This is a genomic window from Thermodesulfobacteriota bacterium, from assembly GCA_034189135.1.
Lineage (GTDB): Bacteria > Desulfobacterota > Desulfobacteria > Desulfobacterales > JAUWMJ01 > JAUWMJ01.
The window spans coordinates 1-17,874 of sequence record JAXHVO010000035.1 but is presented as its reverse complement, the minus strand read 5'-3'; the positions used below and the strand labels follow the sequence as shown (position 1 = coordinate 17,874).

The following is a 17,874-nucleotide window of genomic DNA, read 5'->3' as shown; positions in this document are numbered from 1 at the left end:
CAAATGGGCGCTTCTGCGGATGAACCACTAACAAATATTAAAGCTCAAACGGTTCACAAAAAAGGCTATGGATAAGGAACTTACCGAACCCTCAGCCAATTGATTATACTCATTCCTCTGCTGGCAGAAAGGTTTCCAAGCAGGCAGCCTTTGCCACCTCATCGGGTCCTGAATAAAATATGGCAAAATTTGACCCCAACACAATCGACACCCGGGAAAAGTCCCGATTGATTCGCGGCTATTTTAATTCAGTAGCGCTAAAGTATGATATGATGAATACCCTGTTAAGCTTTGGAATTCATCATATCTGGAAAAAAATAGCGGTTCGCATGCTGAGCCTAAATGACGGGGATAAGGTTCTTGATGTATGCGGCGGTACCGGGGACCTTGCGGTTTTGGCTGACAAAGCCGTGAGACCGCAAGGTGATGTAACCCTGTATGACTTTTCCAGAGCCATGATAAATGCAGGCAGGTTCAAAAAAAATAATTTGCCGCTGCGAAAGCGTATTCAATATATTCAGGGAGATGTTCAGCAACTTTCTTTTCAAGACGATAGCTTTGATGCAGCCATGGTGGGGTTTGGAATTCGCAATGTGATGGATATGAAAACAGGATTTAAAGAAATGTATCGTGTTTTGAAGCCAGGAGGAAAGATGATGTGCCTGGAATTTTCCAAGCCGGTCTCGCCGTTGTTTCGCCTGCTTTATAATTATTACTCATTTCAGGTGATTCCTCTGCTGGGTAAAGCGATAACCGGTTCAGTGCAGGCTTACACCCACCTTCCAGAGTCCATACGAGCCTTTCCCTTACCTTATGAACTTAAGGCTATCCTCCAGGACATTGGATTTTTTCACGTCACTTACCGAAAACTCACCAATGGCATAGCGGTCATTCATCTGGCGAAAAAAATCTAGGGTAAATCATCAAATCGGGAGGTAAACCCAGATGACGAGGAACGCTTAAATACGTTTTTCTGCAGCATTAAAACAGGGTATGCAGAGCGTTCGGCCGAAAAGGCGACGGGTACGGGACTCCATGGTTGCTTCACCGCATTCCTGGCAGGCGATACTTTCCAGTATTCTGGCCTTACGGGGCAAGTGGCTTTGTACCGGTTTCACTTCAAATAATTTATCAAGATCTAACTCCATGATCTTTTTTATTCGCTCCGCCATGGCTTTTTTCAGCTGTTCCTGTTCTTCATGGGTTAGTTTTTCTTTCGCCTTCTTTTTCCTTAGATTGATAAGCGCATCGTCGGGATCGCTGACGGCGTTCGGTCTGGTAACGATTCGTATCGACTCCCCTTTGTTCCGGTGGTGGAAAGTAAAGGCACTTTTCCCATGATCCAGATGGATCAAGTTGCCCTTGCCAAAGGTACAGCCTGTTAAGAACTGAATGGCATCAATGGCACACATATCGGTTTCAACCACCGCAACGATTTCTTCATCCATTGATCGTTCGAATCTGTCCATAACCAACTCCGATACTCGGATGCCGATGGCCAGACCGGGACAGGAGTGGCCGTGGAAACGGATGGTTGCCTTGATCAATTCAGAACTGATTGATTTATTATTCATTCTCGCCACCTTTTATCGTTTAAAATGAAACATCATCATTAGAACCAAACATACTTTTTTTCATTTTAACTCGGTTCGACCGGGGAATTGCCTATGGGACCGTTACAATGCTTAACAAATAAGATCGGTATGTTACAGGTCCCCTATCTTTTCAGTTAAACCCATACAGGCAGAGGCGATCAACGCTGCCGTGGGATTCTGTCCCCTGGGGCTGGCTCAAAACTAATTGAAGCGAGATAGCTGCCGTACGTTCATTTCCAGATAGGATTGTTAAGTATAGTAACGGGCCCATAGGCGATTCGCCGGTCAAACCTTAGGTTTCATGCTTCGTTGTGTCTAGTCGGGCATGAAAATTTATAAGAAACAGTACAATGTATACCAAGCAAGAAATTTTGCATCAATAACCATCACAACGATAGAAAGCTTTTGCCGAGCGGGGGATCTTTCTTACCATCAATTCTAATTTTCATATTAACGATCACCAGTCAAAGGAAAATGGCATCTTACCTCGCAAAGATCCATATGAGTCATTTCAGGTACTTTTTCATGGCACACGTCCTTGGAACGGGGGCATCTGGGTGAAAAGGGGCAACCAAATGAAACCGGCGGTTGAGCTTTAACAGGAACTTTGACCGTGCCAATCACACTGTCGATAAGCATCCGGGTATAAGGATGACGCGGTGCGGACAAAACTCTAGCGGCGGGGCCAACTTCCACCAGACGACCGGCGAGCATCACGGCAATACGGTCTGCGATCTTTCGAGCCACCCCGATGTTGTGCGTGATAAACAGCATGGATAAACCCAGTTCGGTCTGGAGATCCAGAAGCAGCTTTAACACTTTGGCCTGAACACTTGGATCCAGAGAACTGGTGGGTTCATCAGCTACAAGAAGAGACGGTTTAAGTATCAGGGCACGGGCCATGCAAACACGCTGTATGGTTCCCATATTCAATTCTTGAGGATAACGCTTTAAAAATGATGCATCAACAGAAAGACGAACCTGTGAAAGAATCTGAGAAACCCGATTTTCCATACTTTCACCCACAAGGGCGTTTGGGTGAATTTTAATCGGCTCTGCGACCGCATCAAAAACGGAAAATCTGGGACTAATTGATTCGGCCGGGTTTTGATATATGACACCGATGCGGCGGGCCAGGGATCGATACTTCCGCCTGGCCCATTGATCCATATCTTTTTCTTCAAAGATTCTTTCACCGCTGTCTTGTTTAAGCACCCCCGCAGAAATCATAGCCAGGGTGGTTTTGCCTGATCCGGTTTCGCCGACAAGGCACAAAATCTCACCGCATTTTAAAGTCAGATCCGTAGGTTGAATTGCCGTTACATCCTGGTACTTTTTGCTTATCTGCTTAAGCTCAAGAATGCTGGCAATTCCGTTACGAAGGCATCGGACCAAGTGACTGTCAACCTTTTTAAGATCTACTTTTTCATGTTTACATCTTTCGATTGCCTGGGTACAACGATTTTGAAACAGGCAACCCGTAGGCGGCGCATGGCCGTTTTTATGACTTGAACCGGGGATTTGAATATGGCTATGTTGGTGTTGATCCTGATTATGCTGACCGTGTTGATGAACAATTCGGTAAAAGGCGTCGCCTTTGATACCGCCCAGATCACGTCCGGTGGTCATGGTGGGGTAGGATCGACCAAGAGCCAGGGTGTAGGGGTGAAACGGTTTTAATAAAAGATCGGCGGCAGGGAGTGTTTCTAAAATTTGACCAAAGTAGAGCACAGACACCGTATCGGCTAAGCCTGCGGCCATTTCAAGGTCGTGAGTAATTAACAGAACCGCTTTTCCCATTGATTTAAATTGATGGATTACATCCGATATAAAAATCTTACTTAAAGCGTCCAGGGAGGCGGTGGGCTCGTCCAGAATGATAATTTCAGGATCGAGAATGACAGCCATGGCCAGCAAGACCCGCTGGATCTGCCCCCCGCTCATTTGATGAGGATGCCGATACCAAGACTCCTTGGAAACTCCCATTTTATCCAGAGCTTTTGTTGCCCTTTTTATGGCTTCACCACGGCCGGACAATCGTCGCTGAATCAAAGGCTCGGCTACCTGGTCAATGATGCGATGGACAGGATTCAGATTTTCAACCCCGTTCTGAAAAACCATGGCGATTTTTTTCCAGCGGATTTCATTGAAAGCCGGTTCTTTGAGCTTATCGATTCGCCGGCCGCTTAGCATGATTTCCCCTTCTTTGATCGCGTTAGAAGGGAGCAGACCCATGCATGCTTTTCCCAGAGTGGTTTTTCCCGAACCCGACTCCCCCACCACAGCCAGGCATTTTCCCGGAGCGATGGAAAGGCTGACCTCTTCAAGTGCCTGTATGCTGTGAGATCCGTTTTGATAAATCACTCTTAAACATTTGACGTCAAGACTCATATTATCCCATAACCTCTTTAAGACGCGGATCAAACGCTTTCTCTGCACTTATTACGAGAAAGGTAACGGCCATAATCAATAAGGACAGACATGCAATCGGCGGTAAAAGCCAGTTCCACCAGATATCCAGGTAAAAATATTTTACTGCATAAACGATCATCATACCAAGTGATTTGCGGCTGGGATCGAAAAGCCCGAGAAAAGCCAGGGATGCTTCCATGAACATGGCCATCCTGGTTTTGGCTGCAAGGCCGATGAGATACAGGGGAAACATTTCGGGCATAAGATGTCGGCGTATGATATACCAGTTGCCGCCTCCGATCTGAGCAGCCGCTTTCACATGAAGGCTTTCTCTTAAAGTGAGGGTTTGTGCACGGATCGCTTTGCTAATGGTTGGCCACATCAAACCGGCCAGGATTAAGGAAAGCACAAACGGCGACGGCCTGAAAAGGGCGGCTGTGATAATAAGTATCATGATGGCAGGAATGGCCATCAAAACGTCTGCCAGGCGCATCAGGATCATATCGATAAATCCGCCCAACCAGCCGGCCAGCACACCAACTGCCACTCCAACCCCCAGTGTAACCAGGCCGCTTAGCAGTCCAAAAGTGACCGTGTTGCGAATAGCAAAGATAAGCTCTGAAAAAATGTCCTGTCCACCATCGTTAATACCCAGCCAATGCTCCGTTGAAGGGGGTGAGATGGGAGAGAAAGACATATCCCAGGGATCATAAGGAACGAGAGACGGCCCCAACAGAACGGTAGCCGCAAATAGGATTGAAAGGCCAAATCCGGTAATGAACCATGCGTCTTTGTATATATTTAAGTACTGATTAACGGTCATACTTAATCCTCGGATCAATGTATTTATAAACAAGCTCCAGAAGCAGAATAATGGTTAAAACCATTAATGAAGAAATCAGAACGATGGCCTGAATAACCGGAAGATCCCTTGCCTGAATTGCATTGAAAAGCAGTGTACCCAAACCGGGATAGGAATAAATTCGTTCTACCACCAGGGCACCGGTAATCATAAAAGCCAGCCGCAATCCGAACCGGGTGAAAAGGGGCAGCAAAGCGTTTCTGGCTGCATGGGCATATTTTATCCTTCGGTTGGCCAACCCTTTGGCACGGGCCGTTGTTATAAAAGGCGATTTGATAACCAGCATCATGCTGTTGCGGGTCAGCAAGAAGTTGCCCGGCGTATAAGCGAGAACCAGCGTGGCCAGGGGCAGAGCCAGATGGTGACCGATGTCTGTGATCCGTTCCCATAAAGAAATCGTTGCATAGGCCGTCTCTGCTCCCCCAACCGGAAACCACTGCAGATTCAAGGCAAAGATAAACATAAAGATAACTCCGGTACTGATTTCCGGGATGCCTTCCAAAAGAGTCATACCGCCGACAAATCCCTTTTCCAGTTTACTTCCCTGCTTCCAGGAGGCTTCCACTCCTGTGATAAATCCGATACAGACGGAAAGGATATGAGCCGATCCAAGCAACAGCAGGGTCCAGGGAAGGGCCTCAAAAAAGAGAGCGGATACAGGGGTTAAAAAAGAATAGGAATATCCCCAGTCGAGTTTAATCAGCTTAAGCAGGTAGTGGCCAAAGCCGGGGTCCTGGGTGTAAAAGGATTTGAGCTCAGCTTCCTGTGCGACGGTAAGTGTTACCGGCGAGCTGGCATACATGGCTGTAACGAAATCGCCAGGTAAAAAACGCGGCAAAGCGTAGCTCAGATAGATCATAACCAGGGCGGCCAGGGCAAAGGTAACCGTCAAACCGAGCTTCCTGGTTGTAAAATGAGTTGAATGGGTGTTCATCTTATAGCTGGTTTTTGTTTAAAAGCGACATCTTGTTTTGAGAAATAGGAATACCTAGGCCGATACCCCCTTTGGTGTAGTACCAAGTAATTCCCTGTTTTGGATTATAAGCGGCCATAGATGCCGGATAATAAAGTGATATAGCCGGCAACTCATCCGCATATATTTCCTGTATCCTGAATACAAGGGCCTTACGTTTTTCAACATCCATCTCAGCCAGCTGATCCTTGAGCAGTTTGAGAAGTTCTTTATTTTTTCCGAAGCGTGCGGAGTTAACCGAACCGGTGACCTTGGGGTGTATCATACGGTTGAGGATCCTTGCATCCCCCAGCAATCCACCGTGTCCGGAAATGGCAAGGTTAAAATTCCACTTAATAATCTTTGCGTCCGCGGTTGCCTGCTCCAAATGGACCAGGTCAACCCTGATGCCGGCGCTTTGCAGCTGTTGTTTGATTACTTCGCCGTCCCTGTCTGTCACGGACTCACCGGCAACGCTAATGTTTGAAGATAAAATTTCAATCTTCAGCGGCCGGCCATCCTTTATATAAAATCCTTGGGCATCTTTCATGTAGCCCAGTGATTCCAGAATTTGGCGTGCTTTGGACGGATTGGGAGGATATGACGGTGTGTGGGGGTTGTAAAACTCATGGTCCGGTGAGAGAAGTCCAAAAGAAGCCGGAGAGCCGAAGCCTCGGTGTGCCTTGTTTATGATTTCCTGCCGGTTAATTGCAAAAGCCAGGGCTTTTCGAAAGCGTTTGTTATTAAAGGGTGGAATGTGATGATTGATCATCAGCTTTTTGTTCCAGCCCCTTGCATTTTTAAGAATAACCATTCCCCTTTTCTTGAGTGTCCCGGCCATGTCCGGTTTAATATTGGCCAGATCGACTTTTCCTGATAATAGAGCCATAAGCGGTTTGCTTGCTTTTATGTATATCAGGCGTTTTGCTTTGGGGTTGCCCTGGTAGTAATCTTCAAACGCCTCATACAGATAGGTTCCTTTGGCTTTGTTGAAATCAATAAATTTATATGGCCCGGTACCGATAAAGCATTTTGCATCGTTGCATTTTTTTGGTTGTGCAACACTTTGCCAGATGTGCTTGGGAAGAATCGGCATAACGCCGCCAACATAAGCCAGAAAAGGGGCATAGGGTTTTTTCAGCCGGATAATCACTTTATTTGGCCCAATCGCTTCCGCATCTAAAACGTCGCCCATGGGAACCCACTTGTACGGATGCTTTTTAAAGTAATTAACGGTAAATACCACATCCGCCGGGCCGAAAGGTTTACCATCATGCCACTTGACGCCTTTATTGAGCGTAAAGCTAAAACTCAATGAATCCGGGTGGTAGCTCCAGGATTTTGCCAAAGCAGGGACATACCCTTTTTGATCTTTCCATAAAAGAGAATCAAACACCCAGCTCATACGAACATAACCCGGTCCACGCGGATAATGCCGATAGGGGTTTGGATAGCCCCAGTCTCCTTTGCTGTCTGCAATACGGATTTCATCCACCTGGGCCTGGACTGAATAAATTGCCGGTCCTGAAAGAATAAGCGCCATTACCAGCAAAGCAGTTTTACAAAACAATCGTTTTTTTATGATCTTCATTTCCTCCTCCTTAAAAACAAAAAGCCACGAGAACTTAAGGTTTTCTAACCTTGAAAGCCTTCGTGGCTGTTGAATCTAAGCAGAATTAAACTGATTTTTTAGGCTTCCGGCTTTCTTAGCCGGGGTTTTATATTCAGACATATAGTCTGAGAAAAAGAAAATGTCAAACTTTGTTTTGACAATTTAAACGGTATGTTCAATGTGCTATGGATGATATGGAAAATTGACATTTTTTCTAAAAGGGATACCATGCCTTCCCTTTTTGTGTTTTAGGGTGCCAGGATGAATTTACAAAAATTTCACAGCACCACCGCTAACCCTGGCTTTTTGCCTTTGGTCAGGTTAAAGACATTTTGAATGAGCGGCAAAATTGCGTCATTCTTGAATCTTACCAACAAGTCAAGCGGATAAGCAGAATCTTGGGAAGAGGATGCTTTTAACTTCCAAGTAATGTTTTGAAGGCATAGATTACGCATAAAGAGCATAGTAGGTAACTGTGAGGATCAACATAGGGATATCACGGTAAAATGGGTTGATATTTATTTAGCAAAGGGTTTAAAAAAGAAAATCTAAGTTAAATCATATCGGGCTTAAAAGGAGAACCATCATGAGCAAAGCAATCAAAAGATGCCAAACATCGGTTTTGATCATTTTATTGGCATTATCTTTTACAGTTCCCTGCGCCTTGGCAGATGATCCCAAAGCACGGGCCATTATGGAAAAGGTAGATGCACGGGACGACGGCAACAACCAGGTTTCCGAGATGGAAATGATCTTGATCGATAAAAAAGGAAAACAGAGGGTACGTAAAATCCACACCTTCAGCAAAGACAAAGACGAGGATACTCTTCGTTTAATGTTCTTTCTACATCCGGCGGATGTTAAAGATACGGCGTTCCTTACTTTTGATTATGACGACCCGGATAGAGATGATGATCAGTGGCTGTACCTTCCCGCACTTAAGAAAACCAAGCGGATTGCATCCACCGATAAAAGCGGTAGCTTTATGGGTTCGGACCTGACCTATTCGGATATGACCTCCCGCAACCTTGAGGACTATGATTATACTTTTTATGAAAAGGCCAAAGAAAAAGAGGTAAAAGGAGCAAAAACATGGGTCATCTGGTCGGTGCCCCGTTCAAAGGATGTCATTGAAGAAACCGGGTATGAAAAATCACTTCTTTTTGTGCGGCAGGACAATTTTTTTGTGATACGGGCCCTTCACTGGGTTCGGGACGGCGGCTACAAGAAGTATATGGATGTTAAACGTCTCGATCTGATCGACGGAATTTGGGTGGCAACCGAGATGCAGGTGACCAAAAAAAAGAGCAGAAACACCGTGCACAAAACCATTCTGAGGTTAAGCAAGGTAAAATTCAACCAAGGCCTTGAATTTGATCTGTTCTCCGTTCGAAGAATGGAAAAAGGGCTGTAGGGCTTGAAAGTCAATACGAAAAACCCGAGGCGGCGAAATCACATCATTGCTGCATGTTTTGTTTTCCTCTTGACGGTTGCCCTGTTATTGCCGGAGCCTGCTTTTTCTGCAGAGGATGAAACACTGGATGAAATCCTCAATGGCTTCGATGATAAAAACCCGGGTGTGCCTGCCGATACCATTCAAGACGCGATTGACGGTTTTGATGATGAAGCAAAAGATGCCCCAAACAGCAAAGCCAGCGATGAATTATTGGACGGGTTTGATGATGATTCCCCCGAGGCCAAACCTGAGATGCCGCCAAATGAAATCAAACCGTCTATTTTCGATTTAAACGGGGATGTCGAACTCGGTGCTTCCTACAACTTTGCCCATGATAAGCCACAGGGAAATGAAACCGACTGGCGCGGACTGTCACGGCTGCGGGCAGGACTTAATGTTGAATTAAATGCCAAGTTTTCCAGTTCATGGCAGGCGCGCGTCAGCGGCAAAGGGACATATGATTTTGCCTATGCCATTCAAGGCAGAGATGAATTCACCGATGAAGTGCTGGACCATTATGAAAAAGAAATTGAGCTGGGTGAAACCTACCTTCAGGGAAACCTGACCAAAAGCCTCGATGTTAAACTCGGTCGTCAGATCGTGGTGTGGGGAAAATCGGACAACATTCGGGTGACCGATGTGCTCAATCCGTTGGACATGCGGGAACCGGGCTTAACCGATATCGAAGATCTGCGGCTACCGGTTGCCATGTCCAGGCTAGATTATTATTTTGCTGACTGGAGCCTGACAGGCATCGCCGTTCATGAGATCCGTTTTAACAAAAACCCGGAATACGGCAGCGACTTTTATCCGTCCGCCAGTCCGCCACCGCATGAAGATAAGCCGGACTCCTGTGGCAAAAACACCGAATATGCGGCTGCCATCAATGGAATTTTCAGTGGATGGGATATATCCTTTTACTGGGCCGACTATTATAACGACATGCCGCATGTGGAACGGATATCCACCGGCCTTCCTCTTCAAGTCGAGTGGAAACATGCCCGCCTGGAAATGGTTGGTTCCGCCTTTAACGTCGCATTGGGGAACTGGCTGGTAAAAACAGAGGCGGCCTACCTAGACGGATTCGAATTTTTCAATTCGCCGGACAAAGAGTATTCCAGAACGGATGTGTTGGCCGGAATAGAATATTCCGGTTTCAAAGATACCACGGTAAGCATTGAAGCAGTCAACCGACATATAAACAATTTCGACGATGTGTTGGAACTTTCACCGGACGAGGCCCGGGAGGATGAATTTCAATGGGTGTTTAGATTGACCAGGGATTTTCTAAATGAAACCCTTAGCTTAACGCTGTTGGCATCCACATTTAACGGAACAGGTCAGGATGGTGCTTTTCAACGGATTTCCGCTGAATACGATGTGACCGATTCTATTGAAATCACAGGCGGTGTGGTACTCTACCAGTCCGGTGATCTGGCAAGGTTCAGAAATATCGGTGACAATGACCGCCTGTTTTGCCAAATTAAATACAGCTTTTAGTCGTCAGACGGTAACTGATCGGTATAACCTTAAGTAATCATAGCATATTTCACTTTAACCCCTGGAGCCCTTGCTTGCCGGGCGTAGCCAAAGGCGAAGCCTGGATCCCTTTGTTGGAATGCAGTGTAAATCCGTCCACAGGCGGGGCCCTTTTCTCCAAGTCTTTTGGGGATGATCCCAATTTATAAAACAGGAGTTTTCCAAATGGAAGAGAAAAAGAATTATATTCAGGCACTTATAAAATTACATCTCGGTCTTGAGAGGCAAGGTCCGGGTGATACAAATTTTTCCAAACATATACTTTCACTGATTACAGAGTTACCAAAAAATCCACGTATAGCTGATATCGGTTGCGGTGCCGGTACAGGGACACTATTTTTGGCTGACAGATTTAAATCAAAGGTACGGGCAGTAGACTTCTCGCCAGAATTTCTTGATGAACTGTTAAAGCGAGCAAAACAACGAGGACTTGAACATTTGGTAGAAATTATCGAATGCGACATGGGAAGTCTTGATTGGGAACCAGAAACCATTGATCTTCTTTGGTCCGAGGGAGCCGCTTATAACCTGACATTTGAAGGTGCGCTGAAAGCGTGGAGACCATTGATGGCGGCTAATGGAATTGCTGTTATTTCTGAAATGAACTATTTCACCAGTGAAGTGCCGGAACCCGTACAAGCTTATATGCAAAATGCCTACCCCACCATCGGTACAGAAGCAGAAAACTCAGGTTATGCAAATTTATCAGGTTTCGAGATTTTGGGAATTCACCGTTTGCCGTCAAAGGCTTGGTGGGATAATTACTATGGACCACTTCAAGAAAATATGAAATCGTTAAAGTGCTCGAAGGACAGAAGCATGCAATCCGTTATTAATGAAACTGAAGAAGAAATGAAGCTCTTTAAAACGTATGATAAATATTACGGATATTCGTTTTATATTTTGAAAGCTGTATAGTGAAATGACGCTAAAATCACCGGTGCGGACGCAGAAAAGCCATGCCGCACGGTTCAATCGGACGGAAAAATTGGTATTCAAATGAGCAAATCATCCAGTCCTCCGACACTGACTGATAAAACATACAATCGGGGTATATCTGAGTTAACCATGCGTGAGTCAGATCTTGGCGAAGCTGTTTCCAAGTGGGGTCACCCTCCATTCTGGGTTCATGCGCCTGGATTTCCCGGTATGGTAATTGCCATTCTGTCCCAGCAAGTTTCTTTGGAATCCGCACAGGCAGCATTCGTCAAGTTGGAAAATGTAACCGGTTCAATCATTCCTGAAACGTTCCTATCCCTGGATGACAACACATTAAGGGAAATAGGCTTTAGTCGCCAGAAAGCGTCATATGTCCGAGATCTGGCCCATAAAATTAGGGTTGGAGATTTCGGTTTGGAAGATCTTGAATCTATGGACAACAATCAGGCTCGAAAAAGATTAATGAAATTAAGAGGAATTGGACCATGGACAGCCGATACCTATCTGCTATTTTCACTGCGCAGATCGGATGCGTGGCCTTCGGGTGATCTTGCTTTGGCAAAAGCCATCCAGGAATTGAGAAGATTGGATTCCATTCCAAGCTATAAAGAGGTAGACAGCATCGCAGCCCATTGGAGGCCATGGCGGGCGGTGGCGGCAAGAATCCTTTGGCATTTTTATCTCAGCGAACGCGGCAGATCATGATCAATCTATCCGCACGTCCAACGGACTCCTGATGCACGTTGTGGAGAATGGTAAGCGGATACTACTATTTGAGGAGGTATGTAATGGCCATTAAAATTGTACGTCTCGGTACAAACAGGTCTCAGGGGGAAGGACTGCGCCTAGGCACGGTGAGACGTCCACCAAGAGGTGTACCCAAGAGCAAATTCGCATCGCAGAACTGGTACGATGTGTGGCTCCCCAATGTGGCCCCCAGCGCTGAACTCATGAAGCTGGGGAAAGCTGCTGAATCAGACAAAGAGTGGGCGGTATTTGTGAGGAAATATCGTAAGGAGATGGCCCATCCCGACAAGAGCAGAATTCTTGACCTGCTGGCTGCACTATCGCATGAGACCAACCTGTCCGTGGGTTGCTACTGTGAAAATGAAGCGCGCTGCCACAGGTCGATACTTCGCGAGCTATTGGTGGAGAGAGGGGCAAAACTTACATCCTGAAGGATAGCCTATCTTCTTGTACAGTCGCATATTAATCATTTTTCTGCATAAAGGTGAAGGGGAAATCGTCGATGCCATACGTTAACATCAAAATAACCAATGAGGGGGTAACTCCACAGAAAAAAGCAGCATTAATAAAAGGAACCACTGATTTGCTGCGAAATGTTCTGGGGAAAAATCCTCAAACAACCGTTGTGGTGATAGATGAGGTTCAAACCGATAATTGGGGCATTGGTGGAGAGACAGTTAGTATCAGAAGAACGCGCGGGCAATAACTAACCAATAACAAAACCACCTCTAATTACATGGTTTTGCATTCATTATCAGTTGAGTGATTCGGGAATTGTTGTTCTGTTTGGCATAGTCCAAAGCAGTGAGACCGTCAGCGTCCTTTATTTTTAGATTGGCGCAATGATCAATCAGTATGCGTGCGACATATTCATGGCCGAATTTGACCGCATAAATCAAGGCGGTTTCTCCGGAGTCGTTTTGGATATTTAGGTCTGCCGAATGCTCGATCAGTTTTCTAACCACCGTATCATAACCATCGAGGGCGGCAAACATTAATGCCGTGGTGCCTGAGCGGTCTTTGGTATTTACCAGAGCGTCATATTTCAACAGGTCGGTGACAACATCGGCATGTCCGTTGTTAGACGCAAACATCAGGGCAGTGGAGCCGTGGATGCTTTGTTCGTTGACTCTGGCCTTTTTTGCCAACAGCATTTGGGTGATTTTCACATGTCCAAACTGTGCTGCCTGCATCAGCGCAGACCACCCTGCTTTTTCCTTTATATTTACATCGGCACCTTTAGCAATCAACTCTTGAGCGATGTCGGTGTGGCCGTTATGTGCGGCTTTGATTAAAGCGGTCCAACCAGACCTATCAGAAAAATTAACATTTGCGCCGCGGCCGAGGAGTTCTCTTACCTTGGCCAGATCACCTAACTCTGTCGCTTTAATGAGAGCTTCGGAAAGCGGGTTGGCAAAAGTGTTGGAGGCCATCTGCAGGACCGATATCAGAAGTGACATGATGAGGATCAAGAAAAAAGATCGATGGCGTATCATCTTCTTCTCCTTCAAAATGATAACAATTCCCTTTTTGATATCGAAGCAGGAAAAATTAAAATTGCACCCGATAACCGCTTGAAACCCAATCCGTAGCGGGTGCTAAAACCAAAAGTCTATTCTCATATAAACAAGTGAATTTATTTTACCTTATGCACGATCTTATGTCAAGATGGATTTTGCTATGATTTGGCTAAAAGCAAGCACCCTTGGGCACCAGAAGTATGTCTGTGTTACGTCTCCATTTATTGAGTCCATAACCAGACACTCCTTTTTCCCGATTTTGGCACAAGCCGGCGGGCTCAGCGATCCTATCAGGTCGGCCATAGATTGAACATTCCCATCTATTCAGATTAAAAAAATCAAATAAAAATGTTGACGTCATGGTATTCGCTTGCAAAAGTAAATCTTATTTTGAGCCAATATGAAAGACAGCTTCAAACCCTTTATTTTTAACCACAGGCTTTCTGGTAGCAGAAGCTTATACATTAAAAGCAGCTTTAGATAGCTGGGTTAATAACGAAAATGGCGAAAGAATCTGCCTGAGAGCCGCCAACGCATATCACAAATATCGAAAATGCCGTATAGAGGGAGCGGACGCTCTTATTATACCGATGAAGAGGGGAGGAAAAAATGAAAACCTTTGCTGAAAAAGCATACGATCTTTTAAGGAAGGTGCCTAAAGGGCGTGTAACGACCTATAAAGAAATTGCCCACGCGCTGAAAACCAGAGCATATCGCGGGGTCGGGCAGGCCATGCGAAAAAATCCATATGCGCCCGAGGTGCCCTGACACCGGGTTATTGCCACATCCGGTCGGATTGGGGGATTTCAAGGAAAGACATCGGGAACTGCGATACGGAAAAAGATAAACATGCTCAAAGATGAAGGGATCGAATTCCACAGAGGAAAAGTAAAGAATTTTGAAGAAGTTCTTTTTCGATTCTCCTAGGAGATGTATTTCACTTGACCCTATAGGATCAATCCAACTCTTTTGGAGATAATCCTGAATTATTTGTCATTGCTTTAAAGCGGTTGTTATATTAGTATGTTATGTGGCGGTTTTGAATGCAACCCCAAAGCCCTGTTGGATCTTTTCCAAAACCAAAGCGCTAAATATTTGGTTGTCGGCGGTTCATCCATCTCAGGCGGATCGCCTTTCCTGATCTAAACCCTTTACTTTAACTGGTGTGATAAATGAATTATAATCGTTTAACTTCAACGCATAAGAAAGATCTCCAAAAGATCGTGGCAAAAGATCGTTTTTCCACCGGGGAATCCAATCTGAATCTCCATTCAAAGGACCAGTCTCATCATCCGCCATCCATGCCTGAAGCGGTCATATGGCCTGTTGACAGGTTTGAGGTAGCGGAAATTTTAAAATATGCCCATAAAAACCGCCTACCCATCACCGGATGGGGATCGGGTTCAAGTCTGGAAGGAAACCCGATTCCTGTGAGCGGCGGGATCGTTCTCGATTTTTCTCAAATGAACAGGATTATCGATATCAGAGCAAAGGATTTCCAGGCAGATGTGGAGCCGGGGGTTATTTATCAGGATCTGAATGAAAAATTGAAATATTCAGGGCTGTTTTTCCCTCCTGATCCTGGCGCGCGGGCAACCATTGGGGGTATCATCGCCAATAATTCCAGCGGAACAAGGACGGTTCACTACGGATCTGCCAAGGATTATGTGATACGACTTTCCATTGTGCTTGCCGACGGCAGCTATATTGAAACCGGCACCCGGGCGTCAAAAACATCTTCAGGATATGATTTGATTCACCTGTTTGTGGGTTCGGAAGGGACTCTGGGGATTGTGGTTGAGGCCACCGTGAAACTGACCGGTCTTCCCCAGGAATTTTCTGCAGCCATTGTGAGCTTTCCAAACATTACTGATGCAGGAAAAGCGGTGTATCAGATCAGAAGATACGGGCTCGATCCGGCGGCATTGGAACTTTTAAGTACGGAGTGTATTGAATTGATCAATAATAAAAAGGGACTTGGGCTGACTGAAGCCCCGACTCTTTTTATCGAGTTTCACGGTCCTTCGGTGACCTATCTTTCAGAAACGCTTAAAATGGCTCAAGAGATTTGTCATGATTCAGGTTGTAGCGAATTTCGTTCCGGTTTGGGCAGAGATGAAAGGGATCGCCTGTTTGAAGCACGACATGAATTGGCGGAAATGATCTTTCAAAATCATCCGGACTGCAATGTACAAATACTGGACGTGGCTGTCCCCATAACAGGATATGCCAACATGATTTCTAAAGCGCGTGAAATGACAGATGCGGCAGGATTGACCGGTTATGCGTTTAGCCATGCCGGGGACGGGAATATCCATCTTTGCCTTGCAGGGAAAAAGCAAAACCAAAAAGATTGGGATTTGATAGACAATATCAGCCATGAAATGGTTGCAGCAGCTTTATCACTTGGCGGTACCGCCACCGGAGAACATGGCGTGGGCATTGGGAAAAAGAAGTATATGGCTGATGAACATGGCCACAGCCTTGAATGGATGAAAAAAATAAAAAAGCTGTTCGATCCCACCAATATCCTGAACCCCGGTAAAATATTTTAAAGCCGGTATCTGCAACCGGCTATTGAAAAATTCAAAGACTGCCTTTGTATTTCACTTGCTGGAGCGTATTGTAAATCCGCCTATGTTTGTTTCTTCACAATTTGGGTAACAGTCTGGTAGGATAGAGATAAGACACCAATCTTATCAACCATACCTGTTTATCTATGATATCGATATGTTAAAAATTTATCAAAAAAGCACTGTGCGGCAAAACAGCTATCAAAATTTTGCGCTATTTCGAAATATCCTGGCTGCCTTTTTGTGCAATAGCTCTAAAGTATTAAACCCCCATGGAAATAATCCGCTTGACATAATACCCGTCACGTAATACCATCTGTTAATGATTAAGTCGTTTTCCTGCCGAGATACAGAGAAATTATTCAATGACCAACGAGTGAGACGTTTCCAATCTTTTGAACGGCAGGCAAGAAAACGGTTAATGGTTTTACATGCTGCTCCAAGTCTGGATGCCTTAAAGCTAAATCCAGGAAACAAATTCCATGCCTTGGGAGGAGACAGAAAAGGGCAATATGCTATCAGCATTAACAAAAAATGGCGTGTTTGTTTCGAGTGGCAAGACAATAATGCTTATAACGTTAAAATTTTAGATTATCATTGAGGTGTAAAGATGAATACAAAAGAATTACTCGATCCTATTACCCCGGGCGAAATTCTGCGGGAAGATTTTATGGAACCAATGGGTATTAGCATAAATAGACTTGCACGAGATCTTGCTGTTCCTCCCAACAGGATAAGTGGAATCGTCAATGGCAAACGTGCTATTACAGCAGATACCGCTTTAAGATTGCAGTGTTACTTTAAAATTGAGGCACAATTTTGGCTGAATCTCCAGTCTGAACATGATTTAAGAGTCGTTAAGCGCAATATTTGGTCTGATATTGAACGTCGCATCTTACCGGTGCAGGATATGCAGACAACCAAAACGCATGAAGCTATGGTATAACAAAATATGGAGATCAGTCAGGCGGTCCTGTAAGGTATAGAAATATCGGCGACAATGGCCGCCTGTTTTGTGAAACCAGTTGCTTGCCGGGCGTAGCCGAAGGCGAAGCCTGGACCCCCATTTCGTCCAAAGCGCAGAATCTTATCATCAGAAACTTCCGCAAAAAATAACCGGTGCAAAAATTACAACTATTCAGCCAGGCAGGTTGCATTCCATACATCAAATAAATTGGGTCCATCCAGTAAATCTGTCAAATATTTAGAATTCTGGACAATTTTTAAATAATATGATATCCTACGCAGCGAAAAAATTTACTTGTTTCTACTTAAAAACTTGTTGAAGCGACCGACCGTTAACGCAATAAGGTTTTTGTGTTTGATGATTATGTGAGAATTTTTTGATGGGTTACGAATGAAAGGAAAAAATACGATTTTTTAACTTAAATTTAAAACTCATCATTCGTAACTCAATCGCGAATGCGATTCAGGAAGGTTTTTGGATGAATAGAATCTTATAATTTGATGGGCGTCCCGCAACCTTAATAAAAAGTTTGAGAGCAAGGGAGATTTTCTTGTTCATCTAAAAGATTTTCTGCACAACGCACATGCAGAAAATAAAAACGTTCTTTTGATAATTGATGAAGCCCAGAGGCTCAACCATAAACTCCTTGAAGAAATTCGTCTTCTTTCCAATATTGAACTGCATGATAAAAAGCTGATTA

At 44.9% G+C, this 17,874-nt stretch carries 18 protein-coding genes and 1 pseudogene; 12 read left to right on the top strand and 7 right to left on the bottom strand.

The annotated features are described in order from the left end of the window. Nucleotides 1–179: 179 nt before the first annotated feature. Nucleotides 180–914: a bifunctional demethylmenaquinone methyltransferase/2-methoxy-6-polyprenyl-1,4-benzoquinol methylase UbiE gene (gene ubiE / locus SWH54_05305; protein ID MDY6790669.1), complete on the top strand. Its 735-nt coding sequence runs from the start codon at nt 180–182 to the stop codon at nt 912–914. A gap of 45 nt (nt 915–959) precedes the next feature. Here the strand turns inward: ubiE and SWH54_05300 are convergent, their stop codons facing one another. The 5 genes from SWH54_05300 to SWH54_05280 all read right to left on the bottom strand — a co-directional run bounded on the left by SWH54_05300 (nt 960) and on the right by SWH54_05280 (nt 7,412). Beyond that, nucleotides 960–1,574: an FmdE family protein gene (locus tag SWH54_05300; GenBank protein ID MDY6790668.1), complete on the bottom strand. Its 615-nt coding sequence runs from the start codon at nt 1,572–1,574 to the stop codon at nt 960–962. 471 nt (nt 1,575–2,045) lie between these two features. Further along, nucleotides 2,046–3,986 (bottom strand): dipeptide ABC transporter ATP-binding protein, encoded by a 1,941-nt coding sequence (locus tag SWH54_05295; GenBank protein MDY6790667.1) that lies wholly within the window; start codon nt 3,984–3,986, stop codon nt 2,046–2,048. Between the two features lies 1 nt (nt 3,987). Next, nucleotides 3,988–4,830 (bottom strand): ABC transporter permease, encoded by an 843-nt coding sequence (locus SWH54_05290; protein ID MDY6790666.1) that lies wholly within the window; start codon nt 4,828–4,830, stop codon nt 3,988–3,990. Beyond that, on the bottom strand, nt 4,820–5,761 hold the full coding sequence (locus tag SWH54_05285) for an ABC transporter permease (protein ID MDY6790665.1): 942 nt from the start codon (nt 5,759–5,761) through the stop codon (nt 4,820–4,822). Before SWH54_05285 ends, SWH54_05290 begins: the two co-directional genes overlap by 11 nt. Nucleotides 5,762–5,804: 43 nt before the next feature. Further along, a complete protein-coding gene (locus SWH54_05280) occupies nt 5,805–7,412 on the bottom strand; it encodes an ABC transporter substrate-binding protein (protein MDY6790664.1) in 1,608 nt (535 codons plus the stop codon). A 607-nt stretch (nt 7,413–8,019) separates the two neighbouring features. Between SWH54_05280 and SWH54_05275 the strand changes: the two genes are divergently transcribed. The 6 genes from SWH54_05275 (at nt 8,020) to SWH54_05250 (ending at nt 12,820) form a co-directional block, all read left to right on the top strand. Continuing rightward, entirely contained in the window at nt 8,020–8,847 is an 828-nt protein-coding gene (locus tag SWH54_05275) for an outer membrane lipoprotein-sorting protein (protein ID MDY6790663.1), read from the top strand. A 3-nt stretch (nt 8,848–8,850) separates the two neighbouring features. After that, nucleotides 8,851–10,389, top strand: coding sequence for a DUF1302 family protein (locus SWH54_05270; protein MDY6790662.1), 1,539 nt, complete (start codon nt 8,851–8,853; stop codon nt 10,387–10,389). Nucleotides 10,390–10,593: 204 nt separating this feature from the next. After that, a complete protein-coding gene (locus tag SWH54_05265) occupies nt 10,594–11,346 on the top strand; it encodes a class I SAM-dependent methyltransferase (GenBank protein MDY6790661.1) in 753 nt (250 codons plus the stop codon). 81 nt (nt 11,347–11,427) lie between these two features. After that, nucleotides 11,428–12,072, top strand: a complete 645-nt coding sequence (locus SWH54_05260; protein MDY6790660.1) for a DNA-3-methyladenine glycosylase 2 family protein — start codon at nt 11,428–11,430, stop codon at nt 12,070–12,072. An 83-nt stretch (nt 12,073–12,155) separates the two neighbouring features. Then, nucleotides 12,156–12,545 (top strand): DUF488 family protein, encoded by a 390-nt coding sequence (locus SWH54_05255; protein MDY6790659.1) that lies wholly within the window; start codon nt 12,156–12,158, stop codon nt 12,543–12,545. Nucleotides 12,546–12,616: 71 nt separating this feature from the next. Further along, the gene (locus tag SWH54_05250) at nt 12,617–12,820 is read left to right on the top strand and encodes a 4-oxalocrotonate tautomerase family protein (GenBank protein MDY6790658.1); all 204 of its coding nucleotides are present in this window, start codon (nt 12,617–12,619) and stop codon (nt 12,818–12,820) included. Between the two features lie 22 nt (nt 12,821–12,842). On the opposite strand, the gene SWH54_05245 is transcribed toward SWH54_05250, so the two are convergent. Then, nucleotides 12,843–13,610, bottom strand: a complete 768-nt coding sequence (locus SWH54_05245) for an ankyrin repeat domain-containing protein (protein MDY6790657.1) — start codon at nt 13,608–13,610, stop codon at nt 12,843–12,845. 633 nt (nt 13,611–14,243) lie between these two features. Between SWH54_05245 and SWH54_05240 the strand changes: the two genes are divergently transcribed. From SWH54_05240 to SWH54_05225, 4 genes are all read left to right on the top strand, one after another. Then, the gene (locus SWH54_05240; protein MDY6790656.1) at nt 14,244–14,402 is read left to right on the top strand and encodes an MGMT family protein; all 159 of its coding nucleotides are present in this window, start codon (nt 14,244–14,246) and stop codon (nt 14,400–14,402) included. A gap of 404 nt (nt 14,403–14,806) precedes the next feature. Next, complete coding sequence (locus SWH54_05235) at nt 14,807–16,189, top strand: FAD-binding oxidoreductase (GenBank protein MDY6790655.1); 1,383 nt, start codon at nt 14,807–14,809, stop codon at nt 16,187–16,189. 340 nt (nt 16,190–16,529) lie between these two features. After that, nucleotides 16,530–16,808, top strand: a complete 279-nt coding sequence (locus SWH54_05230; GenBank protein MDY6790654.1) for a type II toxin-antitoxin system RelE/ParE family toxin — start codon at nt 16,530–16,532, stop codon at nt 16,806–16,808. A 9-nt stretch (nt 16,809–16,817) separates the two neighbouring features. After that, nucleotides 16,818–17,153, top strand: coding sequence for a HigA family addiction module antitoxin (locus tag SWH54_05225; GenBank protein ID MDY6790653.1), 336 nt, complete (start codon nt 16,818–16,820; stop codon nt 17,151–17,153). A 13-nt stretch (nt 17,154–17,166) separates the two neighbouring features. On the opposite strand, the gene SWH54_05220 is transcribed toward SWH54_05225, so the two are convergent. Then, the gene (locus SWH54_05220) at nt 17,167–17,301 is read right to left on the bottom strand and encodes a hypothetical protein (protein ID MDY6790652.1); all 135 of its coding nucleotides are present in this window, start codon (nt 17,299–17,301) and stop codon (nt 17,167–17,169) included. Nucleotides 17,302–17,717: 416 nt separating this feature from the next. Between SWH54_05220 and SWH54_05215 the strand changes: the two are divergent. After that, nucleotides 17,718–17,874, top strand: a pseudogene (locus SWH54_05215) (AAA family ATPase).